The 16,194-nt window shown below is 70.3% G+C and carries 14 protein-coding genes and 2 pseudogenes; 8 read left to right on the top strand and 8 right to left on the bottom strand.

Annotated elements, in window-relative coordinates:
* Positions 1-1,741: PQQ-binding-like beta-propeller repeat protein (locus B9S57_RS03220; protein ID WP_103514012.1), on the top strand; the 1,741-nt coding region annotated here is incomplete at its 5' end.
* Positions 1,742-1,985: 244 nt separating this feature from the next.
* Positions 1,986-2,678, top strand: a complete 693-nt coding sequence (locus B9S57_RS03215; protein ID WP_103514011.1) for a LuxR C-terminal-related transcriptional regulator — start codon at positions 1,986-1,988, stop codon at positions 2,676-2,678.
* Positions 2,679-2,711: 33 nt separating this feature from the next.
* Here B9S57_RS03215 and B9S57_RS03210 read toward each other — a convergent pair whose 3' ends face one another.
* Positions 2,712-3,008, bottom strand: a complete 297-nt coding sequence (locus tag B9S57_RS03210) for a hypothetical protein (RefSeq protein ID WP_103514010.1) — start codon at positions 3,006-3,008, stop codon at positions 2,712-2,714.
* A gap of 15 nt (positions 3,009-3,023) precedes the next feature.
* Complete coding sequence (locus tag B9S57_RS03205) at positions 3,024-4,694, bottom strand: sodium:solute symporter family protein (RefSeq protein ID WP_103514009.1); 1,671 nt, start codon at positions 4,692-4,694, stop codon at positions 3,024-3,026.
* Positions 4,695-4,933: 239 nt separating this feature from the next.
* On the opposite strand from B9S57_RS03205, the gene galT reads away from it, so the two are divergent.
* Genes galT through galK form a run of 3 tightly spaced genes read left to right on the top strand, consistent with a single transcriptional unit; the run spans position 4,934 to position 8,126 of the window.
* Positions 4,934-5,977, top strand: coding sequence for a galactose-1-phosphate uridylyltransferase (gene galT / locus B9S57_RS03200; RefSeq protein ID WP_103514008.1), 1,044 nt, complete (start codon positions 4,934-4,936; stop codon positions 5,975-5,977).
* Positions 5,974-6,954 carry a UDP-glucose 4-epimerase GalE gene (galE, locus tag B9S57_RS03195; protein ID WP_103514007.1) on the top strand — a complete coding sequence of 327 codons (981 nt, stop codon included), beginning with the start codon at positions 5,974-5,976 and terminating at the stop codon, positions 6,952-6,954. The genes galT and galE overlap by 4 nt, the downstream gene beginning before the upstream one ends.
* Positions 6,951-8,126 (top strand): galactokinase, encoded by a 1,176-nt coding sequence (gene galK, locus B9S57_RS03190; protein WP_103514006.1) that lies wholly within the window; start codon positions 6,951-6,953, stop codon positions 8,124-8,126. The genes galE and galK overlap by 4 nt, the downstream gene beginning before the upstream one ends.
* Here galK and B9S57_RS36170 read toward each other — a convergent pair.
* Positions 8,044-8,278, bottom strand: a pseudogene (locus B9S57_RS36170) (N-acetyltransferase); the annotation flags it as partial. The gene galK and the pseudogene B9S57_RS36170 sit on opposite strands and share 83 nt — an antisense overlap.
* 350 nt (positions 8,279-8,628) lie before the next feature.
* Here B9S57_RS36170 and B9S57_RS03180 point away from each other — a divergent pair.
* Positions 8,629-9,423: a response regulator transcription factor gene (locus B9S57_RS03180; RefSeq protein ID WP_181011215.1), complete on the top strand. Its 795-nt coding sequence runs from the start codon at positions 8,629-8,631 to the stop codon at positions 9,421-9,423.
* Here B9S57_RS03180 and B9S57_RS03175 read toward each other — a convergent pair.
* Positions 9,382-9,879: a MarR family winged helix-turn-helix transcriptional regulator gene (locus B9S57_RS03175; protein ID WP_103514004.1), complete on the bottom strand. Its 498-nt coding sequence runs from the start codon at positions 9,877-9,879 to the stop codon at positions 9,382-9,384. The genes B9S57_RS03180 and B9S57_RS03175 overlap by 42 nt on opposite strands.
* Before the next feature lie 87 nt (positions 9,880-9,966).
* On the opposite strand from B9S57_RS03175, the gene B9S57_RS03170 reads away from it, so the two are divergent.
* Positions 9,967-10,764, top strand: a complete 798-nt coding sequence (locus B9S57_RS03170; protein ID WP_103514003.1) for a trans-aconitate 2-methyltransferase — start codon at positions 9,967-9,969, stop codon at positions 10,762-10,764.
* 16 nt (positions 10,765-10,780) lie between these two features.
* On the opposite strand, the pseudogene B9S57_RS34115 reads toward B9S57_RS03170, so the two are convergent.
* The 3 genes and pseudogenes from B9S57_RS34115 to B9S57_RS03160 all read right to left on the bottom strand — a co-directional run.
* Positions 10,781-10,897: pseudogene (locus tag B9S57_RS34115) on the bottom strand (Uma2 family endonuclease); the annotation flags it as partial.
* Between the two features lie 19 nt (positions 10,898-10,916).
* The gene (locus B9S57_RS03165; protein ID WP_103514002.1) at positions 10,917-11,603 is read right to left on the bottom strand and encodes a TetR/AcrR family transcriptional regulator; all 687 of its coding nucleotides are present in this window, start codon (positions 11,601-11,603) and stop codon (positions 10,917-10,919) included.
* Complete coding sequence (locus B9S57_RS03160; RefSeq protein ID WP_103514001.1) at positions 11,600-12,586, bottom strand: fatty acid desaturase; 987 nt, start codon at positions 12,584-12,586, stop codon at positions 11,600-11,602. The genes B9S57_RS03165 and B9S57_RS03160 overlap by 4 nt, the downstream gene beginning before the upstream one ends.
* A gap of 328 nt (positions 12,587-12,914) precedes the next feature.
* Here B9S57_RS03160 and ppc point away from each other — a divergent pair, with 328 nt between their 5' ends.
* The gene (gene ppc / locus B9S57_RS03155) at positions 12,915-15,644 is read left to right on the top strand and encodes a phosphoenolpyruvate carboxylase (RefSeq protein ID WP_103514000.1); all 2,730 of its coding nucleotides are present in this window, start codon (positions 12,915-12,917) and stop codon (positions 15,642-15,644) included.
* Between the two features lie 35 nt (positions 15,645-15,679).
* On the opposite strand, the gene B9S57_RS03150 is transcribed toward ppc, so the two are convergent.
* Entirely contained in the window at positions 15,680-16,150 is a 471-nt protein-coding gene (locus B9S57_RS03150) for a hypothetical protein (RefSeq protein WP_103513999.1), read from the bottom strand.
* Positions 16,151-16,194 lie beyond the last annotated feature (44 nt).

Below are 16,194 nucleotides of genomic sequence, written 5' to 3'. Positions count from 1 at the left end.
CCCGCCGCCGGGCGGCTACGGCACCCCGCAGACGCCCCCTCCCGGGCAGCCCCCGCAGAACCCCGCGTACGGCTACCCCCAGGCGCCCCCGCCCGGGCAGCCGCCGACGCAGCCCGGATACGGCTACCCCCAGGCGCCGCCCCCCGGGCAGCCGCCGACGCAGCCCGGATACGGCTTCCCGCAGGGGCCGCCCGGGCAGCCCGGCATGCCCCCGCAGGGGTACGGCTACCCGACCGCGCCGATGCAGCCGCAGTACGGCCCCCCGCCGGGCGGTGGCAAGAAGTTCAGCACCCAGATGCAGATCATCGTCGCCGCGGCCGTCGCCGTGGTCCTGATCGTCGGCGGCGGGATCTTCTACGCCTCCAGCGGCGGTGACGGCGACGGCGGCAAGCAGGACCAGGCGTCCTCGGCCGGAGCCGACGGCGGCGAGGGCAAGGGCGGCGAGGGCGACGGCCTGGCCGGCGGCACCGAGAAGGCCCCGGCCGACACCAAGTCCAAGGTCGGCTTCCAGCTGCCCCACCCCAAGGTCACCGACACCACGGTCGTCGACGGCTCCTGGGTCACCGACAAGGTGTACGTGAAGTCCGGCGTGTACGAGATCGTCGGCTACGACCTCGCCAAGGGCACCAAGCTCTGGTCGATCCCGCTCAAGGGCCAGGTCTGCGCCGCGTCACGGCACATGTCCAAGGACTACAAGACGGCCATCGCCTTCCAGGAGGGCAAGCCGAGCGCCTCGGACAAGTACCCCTCCTGCAACCAGGTCGGCGGGCTCGACCTGGCCACCGGCAAGCTCATGTGGAGCAAGTCCGTCACCTCGCCGTCCAGCGGTGACGACCCCGTCAGGTTCGGAGAGGTCACGCTCAGCGGCTCCACGGTCGCCGCGGGCGGCACCAGCGGAGGCGCCGCCTTCAACCTCGCCGACGGCGCCGAGCTCTGGAGGCCGAAGGCGGACGCCAACAACTGCTACGACATGGGCTACGGCGGCGGCGACGCCCTCGCGGTGGTCCGCAAGTGCGGCGGTTACGACAACCCGCAACTCACCATCCAGGCGCTGGACCCGAAGACCGGCGCACCGCTCTCCTCGTACAACATGCCGGCCGGCGTCGAGTACGCGAGCATCGTGTCCACGAAGCCGCTCGTCGTCGCGGCCGATGTCGGTGACACCGCCGGCGACGGCAGCAGCATCTCGGACTTCTTCTCCATCGACGCGGCCACCGGCAAGCTCATCGTCAGGATCTCGGCCGACGCGGACAAGTACGCCGCCGACTGCGGTTCCACCGAGGTCGAGAAGTGCACCGCCCTGGCCGTCGGCAACAACAAGCTCTACGTGCCGACCGAGGAGCACGAGGGCGGCGGCGAGTACGGCGACACCAACGAGATCGTCGCCTTCGATCTCACCACCGGCAAGCTCGTCGGAGGCAGGGCGGACGCGGGCGACAAGTACACGCTGACCCCGCTGCGCATGGACGGTTCCAACCTCATCGCGTACAAGGCGCCCCCGTACGACAAGGGCGGCCAGGTCGTCTCCATCAACGGCTCGACGTTCGAGGAGACCGTGCTGATGGTCAACCCGGACGACGAGGCCGCACGCGACGCGGAGACCAGCTTCTCCGCCAACTACGCCGAGTTCATCTACGAGAAGGGCCGGCTGTTCATCTCCGAGCAGATGATCAGCGAGCCCAGCAAGTCGAGTTCGCTGGACGACAAGCAGTACCTCGTCGTCTCCTTCAGCACCGTCTGACCCGCCCGGCCCCGCTCCGGGGTCAGCAACGACGGCCCTGCCGGTTGATCATCCGACCGGCAGGGCCGGTCGTCTTCCGACGGGCAAGTAGCCCCGAATGGTGCAGAATTCGGCATTCTGGTGGGCTTCTGCCCAGGAGAGGGCGCGTAGCGTCGAACAAGCGTGTAACTTGCCGGGTCAGAGGGGCCGGGGGGCCTGTTCAGGGTTATGCAGCGGTACCGCTGTACACATGGGGGCTTTTCCGATGGGCGTGCGGCTCATGGTGGTCGATGACCACCGTCTGCTCGCCGAGGCACTCGCCTCGGCGCTGAAACTGCGCGGGCACCGCGTGCTCGCCGCAGCCGCGCCGACGTCCGGGGCTGCGGAACTGGTCGTCAGCAGGGCGCCCGAGGTGTGCCTCTTCGGCACGGCGGCGCCCGCCGAACCCGGCGCGTTCGACCCGATCGTGCGGATCGGGCGCGAGCGCCCGCAGGTGGCCGTGGTGGTGCTCGGCCCGGTGCCCAGTCCGCGCGGCATCGCGGCGGCCTTCGCCGCCGGAGCGGCCGGCTACGTCCGTCACGACGAGCGCATCGAGGGCGTCGAACGCGCGATGATCAAGGCCCGTGCGGGGGAGGCCGCGATCGCCCCGCAGCTGCTGAGGGGCGCGTTCGCGGAGCTGCTGCACCCTGTGGCCCAGCCGGACGACGAGGGGCAGCGGCTGCTGCGCATGCTGACGCCCCGCGAGGTCGAGGTGTTGGTGAGGGTCGCCGAGGGCGAGGACACCCGGCTGATCGCGGCGGGCATGGGCATCGCACCGAGCACCGCGCGCACGCACGTGCAGCGCGTGCTGATGAAGCTCGGCGTCGGCTCCCGTCTGGAGGCCGCCGCGCTCGCCGCCCGTACGGGACTGCTCGACCGGGCGGCGGGAACGCCGCAGGGGCCGGACGTTCTCGGGTGAACCCGAGAACGTCCGGCCCCTGCGGATTGCCGGTCAGTCCTCCGGAGTGCCGGGCGCCCCGTCCGGCACCTGGGCCGGGCGCAGCTTCATCCAGATCAGGAAGAACAGCCCGAGCGCCAGCATGGCCAGGCCGGTCCAGAGGTTGATGTGGACGCCCTCGGCCTTCTTCAGGTCGGCGTCGGACGGGTTGATCCCGGCGATGGTGACGATCACTCCGTAGACCACGAAGAGACCGCCGATGATCCGCCGGATGTCGAAGAGCCGGGCCGCGGTCGCGGACGTGCGCTCCAGCTCGGAGACGTCCTTGTGTGCCTCGTGTGCGTCGGACATGGTGAGTGCCTCCGATCAGAGCGAGTAGGGCAGGTAGCAGAGGGTGGCGAGGACGATGGCTCCCCAGCCGAGCAGGGCGGGCTTGCGGTACCACGCGCTGTCGCCCTCGTCCGGCACCTCGTCGGAGTCCGGGGCCTTTGTCCCGTAGACCAGTCCGGCCAGTTCGGCCTCCGGCTTCGGGGCGGTGAACAGGGTGACGGCGACCATGACGACCGCGCCGGCGACGAATCCGACGATCGCGGAGACGAAGTTGGCGCCCTGGTCGGACGGGATGTCGATGATGCCCTGCTCGTAGATGACGAAGTAGTTGACCATCGCGGCCGTGGTGCCCGCCAGCAGGCCCCAGACGCCGGACTTCATCGAGGCGCGCTTCCAGAACATGCCGATGATGAAGACGACGAAGAGCGGGACGTTGAAGAACGAGAACAGCGTCTGCAGGTACGTCATGATGTTGGAGAAGCCGGCGGCGATGAACGCGGTGCCGATCGAGGCCAGCACACCCACGGCGGTGATCAGCCGGCCGAAGCGCAGGTAGTACGCGTCGGGCTGGTCCTTCTTCACGTACCGCTGCCAGATGTCCGTGGTGAAGACCGTGTTGAACGAGGACACGTTGGCGGCCATGCCGGCCATGAACGCGGCCAGCAGACCGGTCACCGCGATGCCGAGCACGCCGTTGGGCAGGAGTTCCTGCATCAGCAGCGGGATGGCGTCGTTGTACGTGAGGTCGGAGCCGGGCGTGCCGATCTTGGGCACCAGGACGGCGGCGACCAGGCCCGGGATCATCACGACGAAGACGATGAAGATCTTCGGGAAGGCGGCGATCAGCGGGGTGCGCTGGGCGGCCGAGAGGTTCTTCGCGGACAGGGCGCGCTGCACCTCGGCGAAGTTGGTCGTCCAGTAGCCGAAGGAGAGGACGAAGCCCAGGCCGAGGATGATCGTCAGCCAGTTGGCGCCCAGCGGGTTGGCGTCACCGATGCCGGTGCCTCCCCAGGCGGTCATGAAGTTCGCTCCGTGCTGCTCCTCCAGGGAGCCGCTCAGCCCGTCCCAGCCGCCGACGCGCTTGAGGCCCAGCAGGGTCAGCGGGATCAGCGCGGCGAGGATGACGAAGAACTGCAGCACCTCGTTGTAGATGGCGGAGGAGAGGCCGCCGATGGTGATGTAGACCAGCACGAAGAGGCCTGCGACCACGATCGCGACCCACTGCGGCCAGCCCAGCAGGGCCTCCACGACGATCGACAGGGCGTAGAGGTTCACGCCCGCGATCAGGATCGCCGAGAAGGCGAAGAGTATGGAGCTCAGCAGGTGCGCCGACTTGTCGAAGCGGTGCAGCAGGAACTCCGGGACGGAGCGGACCTTCGACCGGTAGTAGAAGGGCATCATCACCAGGCCGAGGAAGACCATGGCGGGGATGGCGCCGATCCAGTACCAGTGGACGACCGCGACGCCGTACTGCGCGCCCGTCGCCGCCATGCCGAGGATCTCGGTCGCCCCGAGATTCGCCGCGACGAAGGCCAGACCGGTCACCCAGGCGGGCAGCGACCGGCCGGACAGGAAGAAGTCGAGACTCGTCCTCACACTGGCCCGGGCGGCGAAGCCGATGCCGAGCACCACGACGAAGTAGATCGCCAGGATTGTGTAATCGAGCCCGTTCGTGGGGAGCCGGAGCCCTTCGGCCAGATATTGCATGGGGGGTACTCGCTTCGTTGCGCGAACTGAACCCGTCGGAACCTACGCCTTTGTGTTCAGAAACTGAACAGGTTGCATGACGTTCTTTGTTTGATCGTGATCGTGCGGGGGTGGAATGTCCCTCTATGGGCACCCTTGGCGCACAGACATGCCACAGGACTCGGCGCCATTGACTGTCATGTTGATTTGTGATTTGTTATGTGCGGTTATGTTTGGAGGGCGTCAAATGGAGGACCCTGGTGAAGAAGACGGTTACGACCCTCGCCGACGGCCGTGAGCTGATCTACTACGACTCCGCGGACGACACCGTCCGCGACGCCGTCGACAGCCGGCCGCTGGATGCCGTCTCGACGTCCTCGGAGGTCCGCCGCGACCCCCTGCTCGGCGACTCCGTGGCCATCGCCTCCCACCGCCAGGGACGCACCTACCACCCGCCGGCCGACGAGTGCCCGCTCTGCCCCTCGCGGGAGGGCCGGCTCAGCGAGATCCCCGACGCCGACTACGACGTCGCCGTCTTCGAGAACCGCTTCCCCTCCCTCGCCGGTGACTCCGGCCGCTGCGAGGTCGTCTGCTTCACCTCCGACCACGACGTCTCCTTCGGCGGCCTCACCGAGGACCAGGCAGCCCTCGTCCTGGAGGCGTGGACCGACCGCACCGCCGACCTCGCCGAGCTCCCGCAGGTCACCCAGGTGTTCTGCTTCGAGAACCGGGGCGCCGAGATCGGCGTCACCCTCGGCCACCCCCACGGGCAGATCTACGGCTACCCCTTCGTCACCCCGCGCACCGAGCAGATGCTCCGCTCGGCGGAGACCCACCGCGCCGGGACCGGCCGCAACCTCTTCGACGACGTCGTCGCCCGCGAGCTGGCCGACGGGGACCGCATCGTCCTGGAGGGCGAGCACTGGGTCGCCTTCGTGCCCCACGCCGCGCACTGGCCCTACGAGGTCCACCTCCACCCGCGACGGCGCGTCCCCGATCTCCGGGAGCTCGACGCGGGCGCGCGGACAGAGTTCCCACAGATCTATCTGGAACTCTTGAGGCGATTCGACCGGATCTTCGGCCCCGGCGAGCCGCCGACCCCGTACATCTCCGCCTGGCACCAGGCCCCCTTCAGGGTCCCCGGCCGTGAGGAGTTCGGGCTGCACCTGGAGCTCTTCACCATCAGGCGGACCACCGGCAAGCTGAAGTTCCTCGCGGGCTCCGAGTCCGGCATGGGCGTGTTCATCAACGACGTGCCGCCGGAGGCCGCGGCCCAGCGACTGCGAGAGGTAGCGAGCGAGTGAGCAACACCGGCAAGAAGTACCTGGTGACGGGCGGCGCGGGATACGTCGGCAGCGTCGTCGCCGCCCACCTGCTGGAAGCCGGTCACACCGTGACCGTCCTGGACGACCTGTCGACCGGCTTCCGCGAAGGCGTCCCCCAGGGCGCCGAGTTCATCGAGGGGCGCATCCAGGACGCCGCCAAGTGGCTGGACCCCTCCTACGACGGAGTCCTGCACTTCGCCGCGTACTCCCAGGTCGGCGAATCCGTCGTGAACCCCGAGAAGTACTGGGTCAACAACGTCGGCGGCACCACCGCCCTCCTCGCCGCCATGCGCGACGCGGGGGTGCGCACCCTCGTCTTCTCCTCCACCGCCGCGACCTACGGCGAGCCGGTCTCCAGCCCCATCACCGAGACCGACCCCACCGCGCCCACCAGCCCCTACGGTGCCTCCAAGCTCGCGGTCGACCACATGATCACCGGCGAGGCGGCCGCCCACGGCCTGGCCGCCGTCTCCCTGCGCTACTTCAACGTCGCGGGCGCCTACGGAAGCTGCGGCGAGCGCCACAGCCCCGAATCGCACCTCATCCCCCTCGTCCTCCAGGTCGCCCTCGGGCAGCGCGAGTCCATCTCCGTGTACGGCGACGACTACCCGACCCCGGACGGCACCTGCGTACGCGACTACATCCACGTCGCCGACCTCGCCGAGGCCCACCTGCTGGCCCTGGAAACGGCCACCGCGGGCGAACACCTCATCTGCAATCTCGGCAACGGCAACGGCTTCTCCGTGCGCGAGGTCATCGAGACCGTCCGCCAGGTCACCGGCCACCCGGTCCCCGAGACCCCGGCACCCCGGCGCGGCGGCGACCCGGCCGTCCTCGTCGCCTCCGCCGCCACCGCCAGGGAACGGCTCGGCTGGCGGCCCTCGCGCGCCGACCTGGCCGCCATCGTCGCCGACGCGTGGACGTTCGCCCGCCGAGAGGAGCCCACCGCACCATGACCGACAACGCCGAACTCACCGCCTCCTTCACCGAGCTGTACGGGGCCGCCCCCGAAGGGATCTGGGCCGCACCCGGACGGGTGAACCTGATCGGTGAGTACACCGACTTCAACGACGGCTTCGTCATGCCGCTCGCCCTTCCGCACCACGCCCGCGCCGCCGTCGCCCGCCGCACCGACGGGCAGCTGCGCCTGCACTCCACCGACGTACCGGGCGGCGTCGTCTCCCTGCGCGTCGACGAGCTGACCCCGCACTCCGGCCACGGCTGGGCCGCCTACCCGGTCGGCGTCGTCTGGGCGCTCACCGAGGCGGGGCACCCCGTCACCGGCGCGGACATCCAGCTCACCTCGACCGTCCCCGTCGGCGCGGGACTCTCCTCCTCGGCCGCCCTGGAGGTCGTCACCGCGCTCGCCCTGAACGACCTCTTCGAGCTGGGCCTCAGCGCCCCGGAGATCGCCGTGCTCGGCCGGCGCGCCGAGAACGCCTTCGTCGGCGTGCCCTGCGGCGTCATGGACCAGATGGCCTCGGCGTGCTGCACCGAGGGCCACGCGCTGTACCTCGACGCCCGCGACCTCACCCAGCGCCAGGTCCCCTTCGACCTGGCGGCACACGGGCTCCAGCTCCTCGTCGTCGACACCCGCGTCAAGCACGCGCTGGGGGACGGCGCGTACGCCGAGCGCCGCGACGGCTGCGAGGCGGGAGCCAGGGCGCTCGGCATCGCCAGCCTCCGCGACCTTCCGTACGAGGGCCTGGCCGCCGCGCTGGAGACCCTCGGGGCGGCGGGCGAGGACGAGTCGGTCGTGCGGTACGTCCGCCATGTCGTGAGCGACAACCACCGGGTCGGGCAGGTCATCGCCCTGCTCGACGCGGGTGACGTCCGTGCCGCGGGCCCCGTGCTCAACGAGGGGCACCTCTCGCTCCGCGACGATCTGCGGGTCTCCTGCCCGGAGCTCGACCTCGTGGTCGCGACGGCGAACGCCGCCGGGGCCCTCGGGGCCAGGATGACCGGGGGCGGGTTCGGCGGTTCGGCGATCGTACTGGTCGAGGAGGCCATGGCGGACACCGTCGCCAAGGCCGTCTCGGAGGCCTTCACCTCAGCCGGTCACGCCGCCCCGGGGGTCTTCCCCGCGGTTCCTTCGGCGGGTGCCCGCCGGATCGCGGCAGCTGCTTGACCAGGATGAACTCCGTGGCGCCCGGCGGGTAGTCCTCGACCGCGCCGACCACCTCGTACCCCTGCTTCCGGCGGAAGTCCGTCCGGGGCCCGCACGCCCCGGGTCGCCGGCCGGGAGCGGGTACGGGCCCGGTCGTCGCGGGCGGGGCGCTCGACCGTCCCCGTTGTCGTCGTGCAGCCGACGGCCCGGCAGAATACGACGTTCCTTGTCCACTTCTGTCTCAAGACGGAACATGAACAACACCCTGAACACCTTGGACGGTCAGTTCCGCGAATCTCCTTCCGGCGCACACCGCCCCCCGTACGCTGATGCTCAGCACCGGTGGGGGCCGGTGCCGTTTCAGGGGACGAGACAGTCGGACACGATGCCCGGAGCGGGTGGCGGCCGGCACACGGCGGCGGCCGTGCGCCGGTGGTTCACCGGAGTGCTCCGGGTGTCGTGTCCGCAGGGTCCGTCCCCGTCGGGGCCGGCCGTGAACGGGCGCCCCAGGAGCTCACACAGCATGGGGGTGTCTGTGGCGCGTATCCGGGTTCTGGTGGTCGACGACCACCGCATCTTTGCCGAGTCGCTCGCGGCGGCCCTCGCGGCCGAACCGGACGTCGACGTGTCCGCGGCGGGCAGTGGCCCCGCCGCGCTGCGCTGTCTGGAACGCGCGGCCGCCGAGGGACGCCGCTACGACGTGATGCTGGTCGACGCCGAGTTGGGCGTCCTCGCCACGGGCGGCACCCGCACGGTTCCCGCACCGCGCAGCGCCCCGGACGGCGAGGACGGGGGCGGTACCGTGGACGGCATCTCGCTGGTCGCCGGGGTCCGCGCGCACCGTCCGTACATACGCACGGTGGTGCTCGCCGAGAAGGACGACCCGCGCCGGGCGGCGGCGGCGCTGCACGCCGGAGCCTCGGGCTGGGTCGCCAAGGACTGCTCGCTGCAGCGCCTGCTGACCGTCATGCGGGGAGTGCTGCGCGACGAGACGCACCTGCCGCCCGCCCTGCTGACCGGTGTGCTGCGGGAGCTGACGGCGGCCCGCAGGCACCGCACCGAGAGCGAGCAGCTCGTCGAGTCGCTGACGCCGCGCGAGCGTGAGGTGCTCCGCTGCATGGTGGCGGGTCTGGGCCGCAAGGCGGTCGCGGAGCGGCTCTTCCTGTCCCCGCACACGGTGCGCACACACATGCAGAACGTGCTGGGGAAGCTGGGCGTGCACTCGACCCTGGCGGCCGTGGCACTGGCCCGGCGGGCCGGGGTGGGCCCGGCCAGGCTATCCGGGGATGTTGTCGAACGGGGCAGTCAACTGGCGTAGCAGTCCGGCCAGTTCGGAGCGCTGCTGGCGGGAGAGCTCGCCCAGGATGGCCCGCTCCTGGTACAGCAGGCCGGCCAGCGACTGGTCGGCCTTGTCGCGGCCCAGGTCGGTCAGCCGGACGAGGACACCGCGGCGGTCGCTCGGGTCGGGCAGCCGCTCCACCAGGTTCTTCTTGGTCAGCCGGTCGATGCGGTTCGTCATCGTGCCCGAGGTGACCAGCGTCTGGGTGAGGAGCTGGCCGGGGGAGAGCTGGTAGGGGGCGCCCGCACGGCGCAGCGACGTCAGGACGTCGAACTCCCAGGGCTCCAGCTGGTGCTCCGTGAAGGCGATTCTGCGGGCCCGGTCCAGATGGCGGGCCAGGCGGGAGACGCGGCTCAGGACCTCGAGTGGTTCCACGTCGAGGTCGGGGCGCTCGCGGCGCCATGCAGCGACCAGTCGGTCGACCTCGTCCTCCATGTCGATCAGTGTAGAGGGTCCCTCGACATGAAGTCTCTTGAATTCAAGTCTCTTGACATCAAGAGACTTGCTGGTGATCCTGACACCATGACATCACCCGTCTGGGACCCCGGCCAGTACCTCCGCCACGCCGACCACCGCACCCGCCCTTTCCACGACCTCCTGGCCCGGACCGGACCCCTCCCGCACGAACCCGCGCCCCGGATCGCCGACCTCGGCTGCGGCGCCGGCAACGTCACCACCGTCCTCGCCGACCGCTGGCCCGCCGCCCGCATCACCGGCTACGACAACTCCCCCCAGATGCTGGAGCGCGCCCGCGCCCACGCCGGCCCCCTCCTCGACTTCGCCGAGGCCGACGCCGCCACCTGGGAGCCCTCCGAGACGTACGACCTGATCGTCTCCAACGCCCTGCTCCAATGGGTCCCCGGCCACACCGCCCGCTTCCCCCGCTGGCTGGACGCCCTCAACCCCGGCGGCACCCTCGCCTTCCAGGTACCCGGCAACTTCGACGCCCCCAGCCACACCCTCATGCGCGAGCTCGCCGAATCCCCCCGCTGGCGGACGCGCCTCGGCGGCCTCCTGCGCCACGGCGACGCCGTACACGCCCCCGCCGACTACCTGGAACACCTCGCCGCACCCGGACGGACCGTCGACGTCTGGGAGACCACCTACCTGCACCTGCTCCAGGGCGAGGACCCCGTCCTCGACTGGGTCAAGGGCACCGGCCTGCGCCCCGTCCTCACCGCCCTCGCCGACGACCCGGGGGCGCACGACGCCTTCCTCACCGCATACCGCGACCTGTTGCGCACCGCCTACCCGGCGGGCCCGCACGGCACGGTCCTCCCGTTCCGCCGGATCTTCGCCGTGGCCCGCACGACGGTCTGAACACCCGCGCCGGGGGTCACAGCGCGTCGAGGGCCTCGGCGGAGATACCGATGTCGACAGGGAAGGGCACACCCGTTTTCAGCCGGTCATGATGGATCCCGGTCAGGGCGTACGCCTTGGTCACCGGGTCGATCACGCGCGCACCGCGCGGATCAGTTCTTCCGGTGCCCTATCAGCCGCGGCTTCGACTCCAGGTTCTCCAGCCCGTGCCACGCCAGATTCACCAGATGGGCCGCGACCTCGGCCTTCTTCGGCTTCCGCACGTCCAGCCACCACTGCCCCGTCAGCGCCACCATGCCCACCAGCGCCTGCGCGTACAGCGGCGCCAGCTTCGCGTCGAAGCCCCGGGCCTTGAACTCCAGACCCAGGATGTCCTCGACCTGCGTCGCGATGTCACTGATCAGCGACGCGAACGTCCCCGTGGACTGGGCGACCGGGGAATCACGCACCAGGATCCGGAAACCGTCCGTGTACGTCTCGATGTAGTCGAGCAGCGCGAACGCCGCCTGCTCCAGCAGCTCACGCGGATGCCCCGCCGTGAGCGCCCCCGTCACCAGATCCAGCAACTGGCGCATCTCACGGTCGACCACGACGGCGTACAGCCCCTCCTTGCCGCCGAAGTGCTCGTACACCACGGGCTTGGAGACCCCGGCACGCGCCGCGATCTCCTCCACCGAGGTGCCCTCGAAGCCCTTGTCGGCGAACAGGGTGCGGCCGATGTCCAGCAGTTGCTCGCGGCGCTCCTTGCCCGTCATACGGACCCGCCGGGCCCTTCGCGTGGGGGCAGGCATGCTCTTCTCGCCGCTTGTGCTTCCGTCGGTCGCCACGTCGTCAATCATGCCGGGTCGGCGGCCACGGGCTTGCGCCGGGAGGCGATACGTGACGCATCGGGCCACCGCACGTCGTGCGCCCAGCCCAGCTTCTCGAACCAGCGGATCAGCCGGGCGCTCGAATCGATCTGGCCCCGCATCACCCCGTGCCGCGCACTCGTCGGGTCGGCGTGGTGCAGGTTGTGCCAGGACTCACCGCACGACAGCACCGCCAGCCACCACACGTTCCCGGACCGGTCACGCGACTTGAACGGCCGCTTGCCGACCGCGTGACAGATCGAGTTGATCGACCACGTCACGTGGTGCAGCAGCGCCACGCGGACCAGCGAACCCCAGAAGAAGGCGGTGAACGCCCCCCACCACGACATCGTCACCAGGCCGCCCACCAGCGGCGGGATCGCCAGCGAGAGAATCGTGAAACTGAGGAAGTGACGCGAGATCCCACGGATCGCCGGGTCCCTGACCAGATCCGGGGCGTACTTCTGCTGAGACGTCTGCTCCTCGTTGAACATCCAGCCGATGTGGGCCCACCACAGGCCCTTCATCAGCGCAGGGAGATTCTCGCCGAACCGCCACGGCGAATGCGGGTCGCCCTCGGCGTCGGAGAACCGGTGGTGCTTGCGGTGATCGGCCACCCAGCGCACCAGCGGCCCCTCCACCGCCATCGAACCCGCGACGGCCAGGACGATGCGGAGCGGACGCTTCGCCTTGAAGGAACCGTGCGTGAAGTACCGGTGGAAGCCGATCGTCACACCGTGGCAGCCCCAGTAGTACATGACGACCAGCAGACCCAGATCGAGCCAGCTGACGCCGCGGCCCCAGGCCAGCGGCACCGCCGCGACCAGGGCCGCGAAGGGCACCACGATGAAGAGCAGCAGAGCGAGCTGCTCGACCGAACGCTTCTTGTCGCCGCCGAGCGTGGCGGAGGGGATTCCGGCGCCGCCTGCCGGCGTCGGCAGGCCGTCGTCGATCACATCGGGGCTGGTGGGCATTGGGGAGTCCCCCGTGAGGTGAGGAAATATGACGGAATGAGCGGGCTACGCTTCCGTAACCTACGGCAACGTAAGTATGGCAGCGAAAAGGGCCGCGACACGAGAGCGCCGCCGCGGCAACCCAGGTGCGACCGCACTCCCACCCCTCTTCTACCCCGGATCCTGTCCACCCCCGCAGGGCCGCGAGCACGCCGGACGCCCGGACACCTATCCTGGGTGCGTCGGACAGCGCGGTCCGCACTCTGCATATCCGGGGTGACCCGTCAGCACCGCGAGCGCCCCGGCCCCCCTGACAGACGTGCTCAACCACTGCAAGGAGCCGCACACTGTGAGCAGTGCCGACCAGACCCCCGCCGCCACCACCGAACTGCGGGCCGACATCCGCCGCCTCGGCGACCTCCTCGGCGAGACCCTCGTACGACAGGAGGGGCAAGACCTCCTCGACCTCGTCGAGCGCGTCCGCGCCCTGACCCGCGAGGACGGCGAGGCAGCAGCCGAGCTCCTCGGCGACACGGACCTGGAGACCGCCGCACAGCTCGTGCGCGCCTTCTCCACCTACTTCCACCTCGCCAACGTCACCGAGCAGGTCCACCGCGCCCACGAGATGCGCGACCGCAGGTCCGCCGAAGGCGGCCTCCTCGCCCGCACCGCCGACCGCCTCAAGGACGCAGACCCCGAACACCTGCGCGAAACGGTCAAGAACCTCAACGTACGGCCCGTCTTCACCGCACACCCCACCGAAGCCGCACGCCGCTCCGTACTGAACAAGCTCCGCCGCATCGCCGCACTCCTCGAAACACCCGTCATCGAGGCCGACCGCCGACGCCACGACCTCCGGCTCGCCGAGAACATCGACCTCATCTGGCAGACCGACGAGCTCCGCGTCGTACGGCCCGAGCCCGCCGACGAAGCCCGCAACGCCATCTACTACCTCGACGAACTCCACGCCGACGCGGTCGGCGACGTCCTGGAGGACCTGGCCGCAGAGCTGGAGCGCGTCGGCGTCGAACTCCCCGCCGGCACCCGCCCCCTCACCTTCGGCACCTGGATCGGCGGCGACCGCGACGGCAACCCCAACGTCACCCCCCAGGTCACCTGGGACATCCTGATCCTCCAGCACGAACACGGGATCACCGACGCCCTCGAACTCGTCGACTACCTCCGCGGACTCCTCTCCAACTCCATCCGCTACACCGGAGCCACCGACGAGCTCCTCACCTCCCTCCAGACCGACCTGGAACTCCTCCCCGAGATCAGCCCCCGCTACAAGCGGCTGAACGCCGAGGAGCCCTACCGGCTCAAGGCCACCTGCATCCGCCAGAAGCTCGTCAACACCCGCGAGCGACTCGCCAACGGCACCCCCCACCGCCCCGGCTGCGACTACCTCGGCACCGCCGAACTCCTCGCCGACCTCGTGCTCATCCAGACCAGCCTGCGCGAACACCGCGGCGGCCTCTTCGCCGACGGCCGCATGGACCGCACCATCCGCACGCTCTCCGCCTTCGGCCTGCAGCTCGCCACCATGGACGTCCGCGAACACGCCGACGCCCACCACCACGCGCTCGGCCAGCTCTTCGACCGCCTCGGCGAAGAATCCTGGCGCTACGCCGACATGCCCCGCGACTACCGGCAGAAGCTCCTCGCCAAGGAACTCCGCTCCCGCCGCCCCCTCGCGCCCACCCCCGCGCCCCTCGACGCGGCCGGCGAGAAGACCCTCGGCGTCTTCCACACCATCAAGCAGGCCTTCGAACGCTTCGGCCCCGAAGTCATCGAGTCCTACATCATCTCGATGTGCCAGGGAGCCGACGACGTCTTCGCCGCCGCCGTCCTCGCCCGCGAAGCAGGACTGCTGGACCTCCACGGCGGCTGGGCCAAGATCGGCATCGTCCCGCTCCTGGAGACCACCGACGAGCTCAAGGCCGCCGACGTCATCCTCGACGAGATGCTCGCCGACCCCTCCTACCGCCGCCTCGTCTCCCTGCGCGGCGACGTCCAGGAGGTCATGCTCGGCTACTCCGACTCCTCCAAGTTCGGCGGCATCACCACCTCCCAGTGGGAGATCCACCGCGCCCAGCGACGCCTCCGCGACGTCGCCCACCGCTACGGCGTACGCCTGCGCCTCTTCCACGGCCGCGGCGGCACCGTCGGCCGCGGCGGCGGCCCCTCGCACGACGCGATCCTCGCCCAGCCCTGGGGCACGCTCGAGGGCGAGATCAAGGTGACCGAACAGGGCGAGGTCATCTCCGACAAGTACCTCATCCCCGCACTCGCCCGCGAGAACCTGGAACTGACCGTCGCGGCCACCCTCCAGGCCTCCGCGCTCCACACCGCACCCCGCCAGTCCGACGAGGCACTCGCCCGCTGGGACGCGGCCATGGACACCGTCTCCGACGCCGCGCACGACGCCTACCGCAAGCTCGTCGAAGACCCCGACCTGCCCGCGTACTTCCTCGCCTCCACCCCCGTCGACCAGCTCGCCGACCTCCACCTGGGCTCAAGGCCCTCCCGCCGCCCCGGATCCGGCGTCTCGCTCGACGGCCTGCGCGCCATCCCGTGGGTCTTCGGCTGGACCCAGTCCCGCCAGATCGTCCCCGGCTGGTTCGGCGTCGGCTCAGGCCTCAAGGCACTGCGCGAGGCAGGCCTCGACACCGTCCTGGACGAGATGCACGAACAGTGGCACTTCTTCCAGAACTTCCTCTCCAACGTCGAGATGACCCTGGCCAAGACCGACCTGCGCATCGCCCAGCACTACGTCGACACCCTCGTCCCCGACGAGCTCAAGCACGTCTTCGACGCCATCCGCGCCGAACACGAGCTCACCGTGAGTGAGGTACTCAAGGTCACCGGCGGCAAGGAACTCCTCGGCACCAGCCCGGTGCTCCAGCAGACCTTCGCCATCCGCGACGCCTACCTGGACCCGATCAGCTACCTCCAGGTCTCCCTGCTCGCCCGCCAGCGCCAGGCCGCCGAAAGCGGCGAGGAAGCCGACCCGCTGCTCGCACGGGCCCTGCTCCTCACCGTCAACGGTGTCGCCGCCGGCCTCCGCAACACCGGCTGACCCCCACGCGGGACGACTGAGCGGGTGCGGCCCTGTCAGAGGGCGACGAACGTCGCCGTCAACAGGGCCGCACCCGCGATCCCCGTCCCCCACGCCGTCCGCGTCAGCCGCATCCCGCCACCGATCACCAGAGCGGCCAGCACCATCGCGCCACCCAACGGCACCCACGCATGCAGAAAGCCCGGCGTCCCGGTACGCACCACGTCACCGGACCCGGGCTTCACCACGACAGGGAAACGGTCCCCCTTCCGCACCGCGACGGACCGCTCGATCGTCACCGCGTCCCGCCCCTGCGCATCGGCGTCCGGCGAGAACGACCCCGTGCACACATCCTCACCGCACGACGTCACCGCCATCGTCCCGTGCTCCCGGCCCTTGGCCAGAACGATGTGGTACGCCGTGTCCCACGACGACCACACCCCCGCGGCCAGCAGCAACAACACGACACAGCCGGCGGCGAACGTACGGCCGTGGGCCACCAGCCGGTGCGAGGAACTCCGTTTCATGGGGGCAGATCCTTGGGCAGAGCCCCACCGCCGGTCAACCTATG

This window comes from Streptomyces sp. SM10, assembly GCF_002910915.1.
Classification (GTDB): Bacteria; Actinomycetota; Actinomycetes; order Streptomycetales; family Streptomycetaceae; genus Streptomyces.
This window is presented reverse-complemented; position numbering and strand designations above follow the sequence as displayed.

Bases quoted from the DNA above. Each gene is read 5' to 3' on its own strand.
- B9S57_RS03170 (WP_103514003.1), top strand. From the start codon at position 9,967: ATGACATCACCCGTCTGGGACCCCGGCCAGTACCTCCGCCACGCCGAC.
- galK (WP_103514006.1), top strand. From the start codon at position 6,951: ATGACCGACAACGCCGAACTCACCGCCTCCTTCACCGAGCTGTACGGG.
- B9S57_RS03205 (WP_103514009.1), bottom strand. From the start codon at position 4,694: ATGCAATATCTGGCCGAAGGGCTCCGGCTCCCCACGAACGGGCTCGAT.
- B9S57_RS03175 (WP_103514004.1), bottom strand. From the start codon at position 9,879: ATGGAGGACGAGGTCGACCGACTGGTCGCTGCATGGCGCCGCGAGCGC.
- B9S57_RS03150 (WP_103513999.1), bottom strand. From the start codon at position 16,150: ATGAAACGGAGTTCCTCGCACCGGCTGGTGGCCCACGGCCGTACGTTC.
- B9S57_RS03215 (WP_103514011.1), top strand. From the start codon at position 1,986: ATGGGCGTGCGGCTCATGGTGGTCGATGACCACCGTCTGCTCGCCGAG.
- B9S57_RS03180 (WP_181011215.1), top strand. From the start codon at position 8,629: ATGGGGGTGTCTGTGGCGCGTATCCGGGTTCTGGTGGTCGACGACCAC.
- B9S57_RS03210 (WP_103514010.1), bottom strand. From the start codon at position 3,008: ATGTCCGACGCACACGAGGCACACAAGGACGTCTCCGAGCTGGAGCGC.
- B9S57_RS03165 (WP_103514002.1), bottom strand. From the start codon at position 11,603: ATGATTGACGACGTGGCGACCGACGGAAGCACAAGCGGCGAGAAGAGC.
- B9S57_RS03160 (WP_103514001.1), bottom strand. From the start codon at position 12,586: ATGCCCACCAGCCCCGATGTGATCGACGACGGCCTGCCGACGCCGGCA.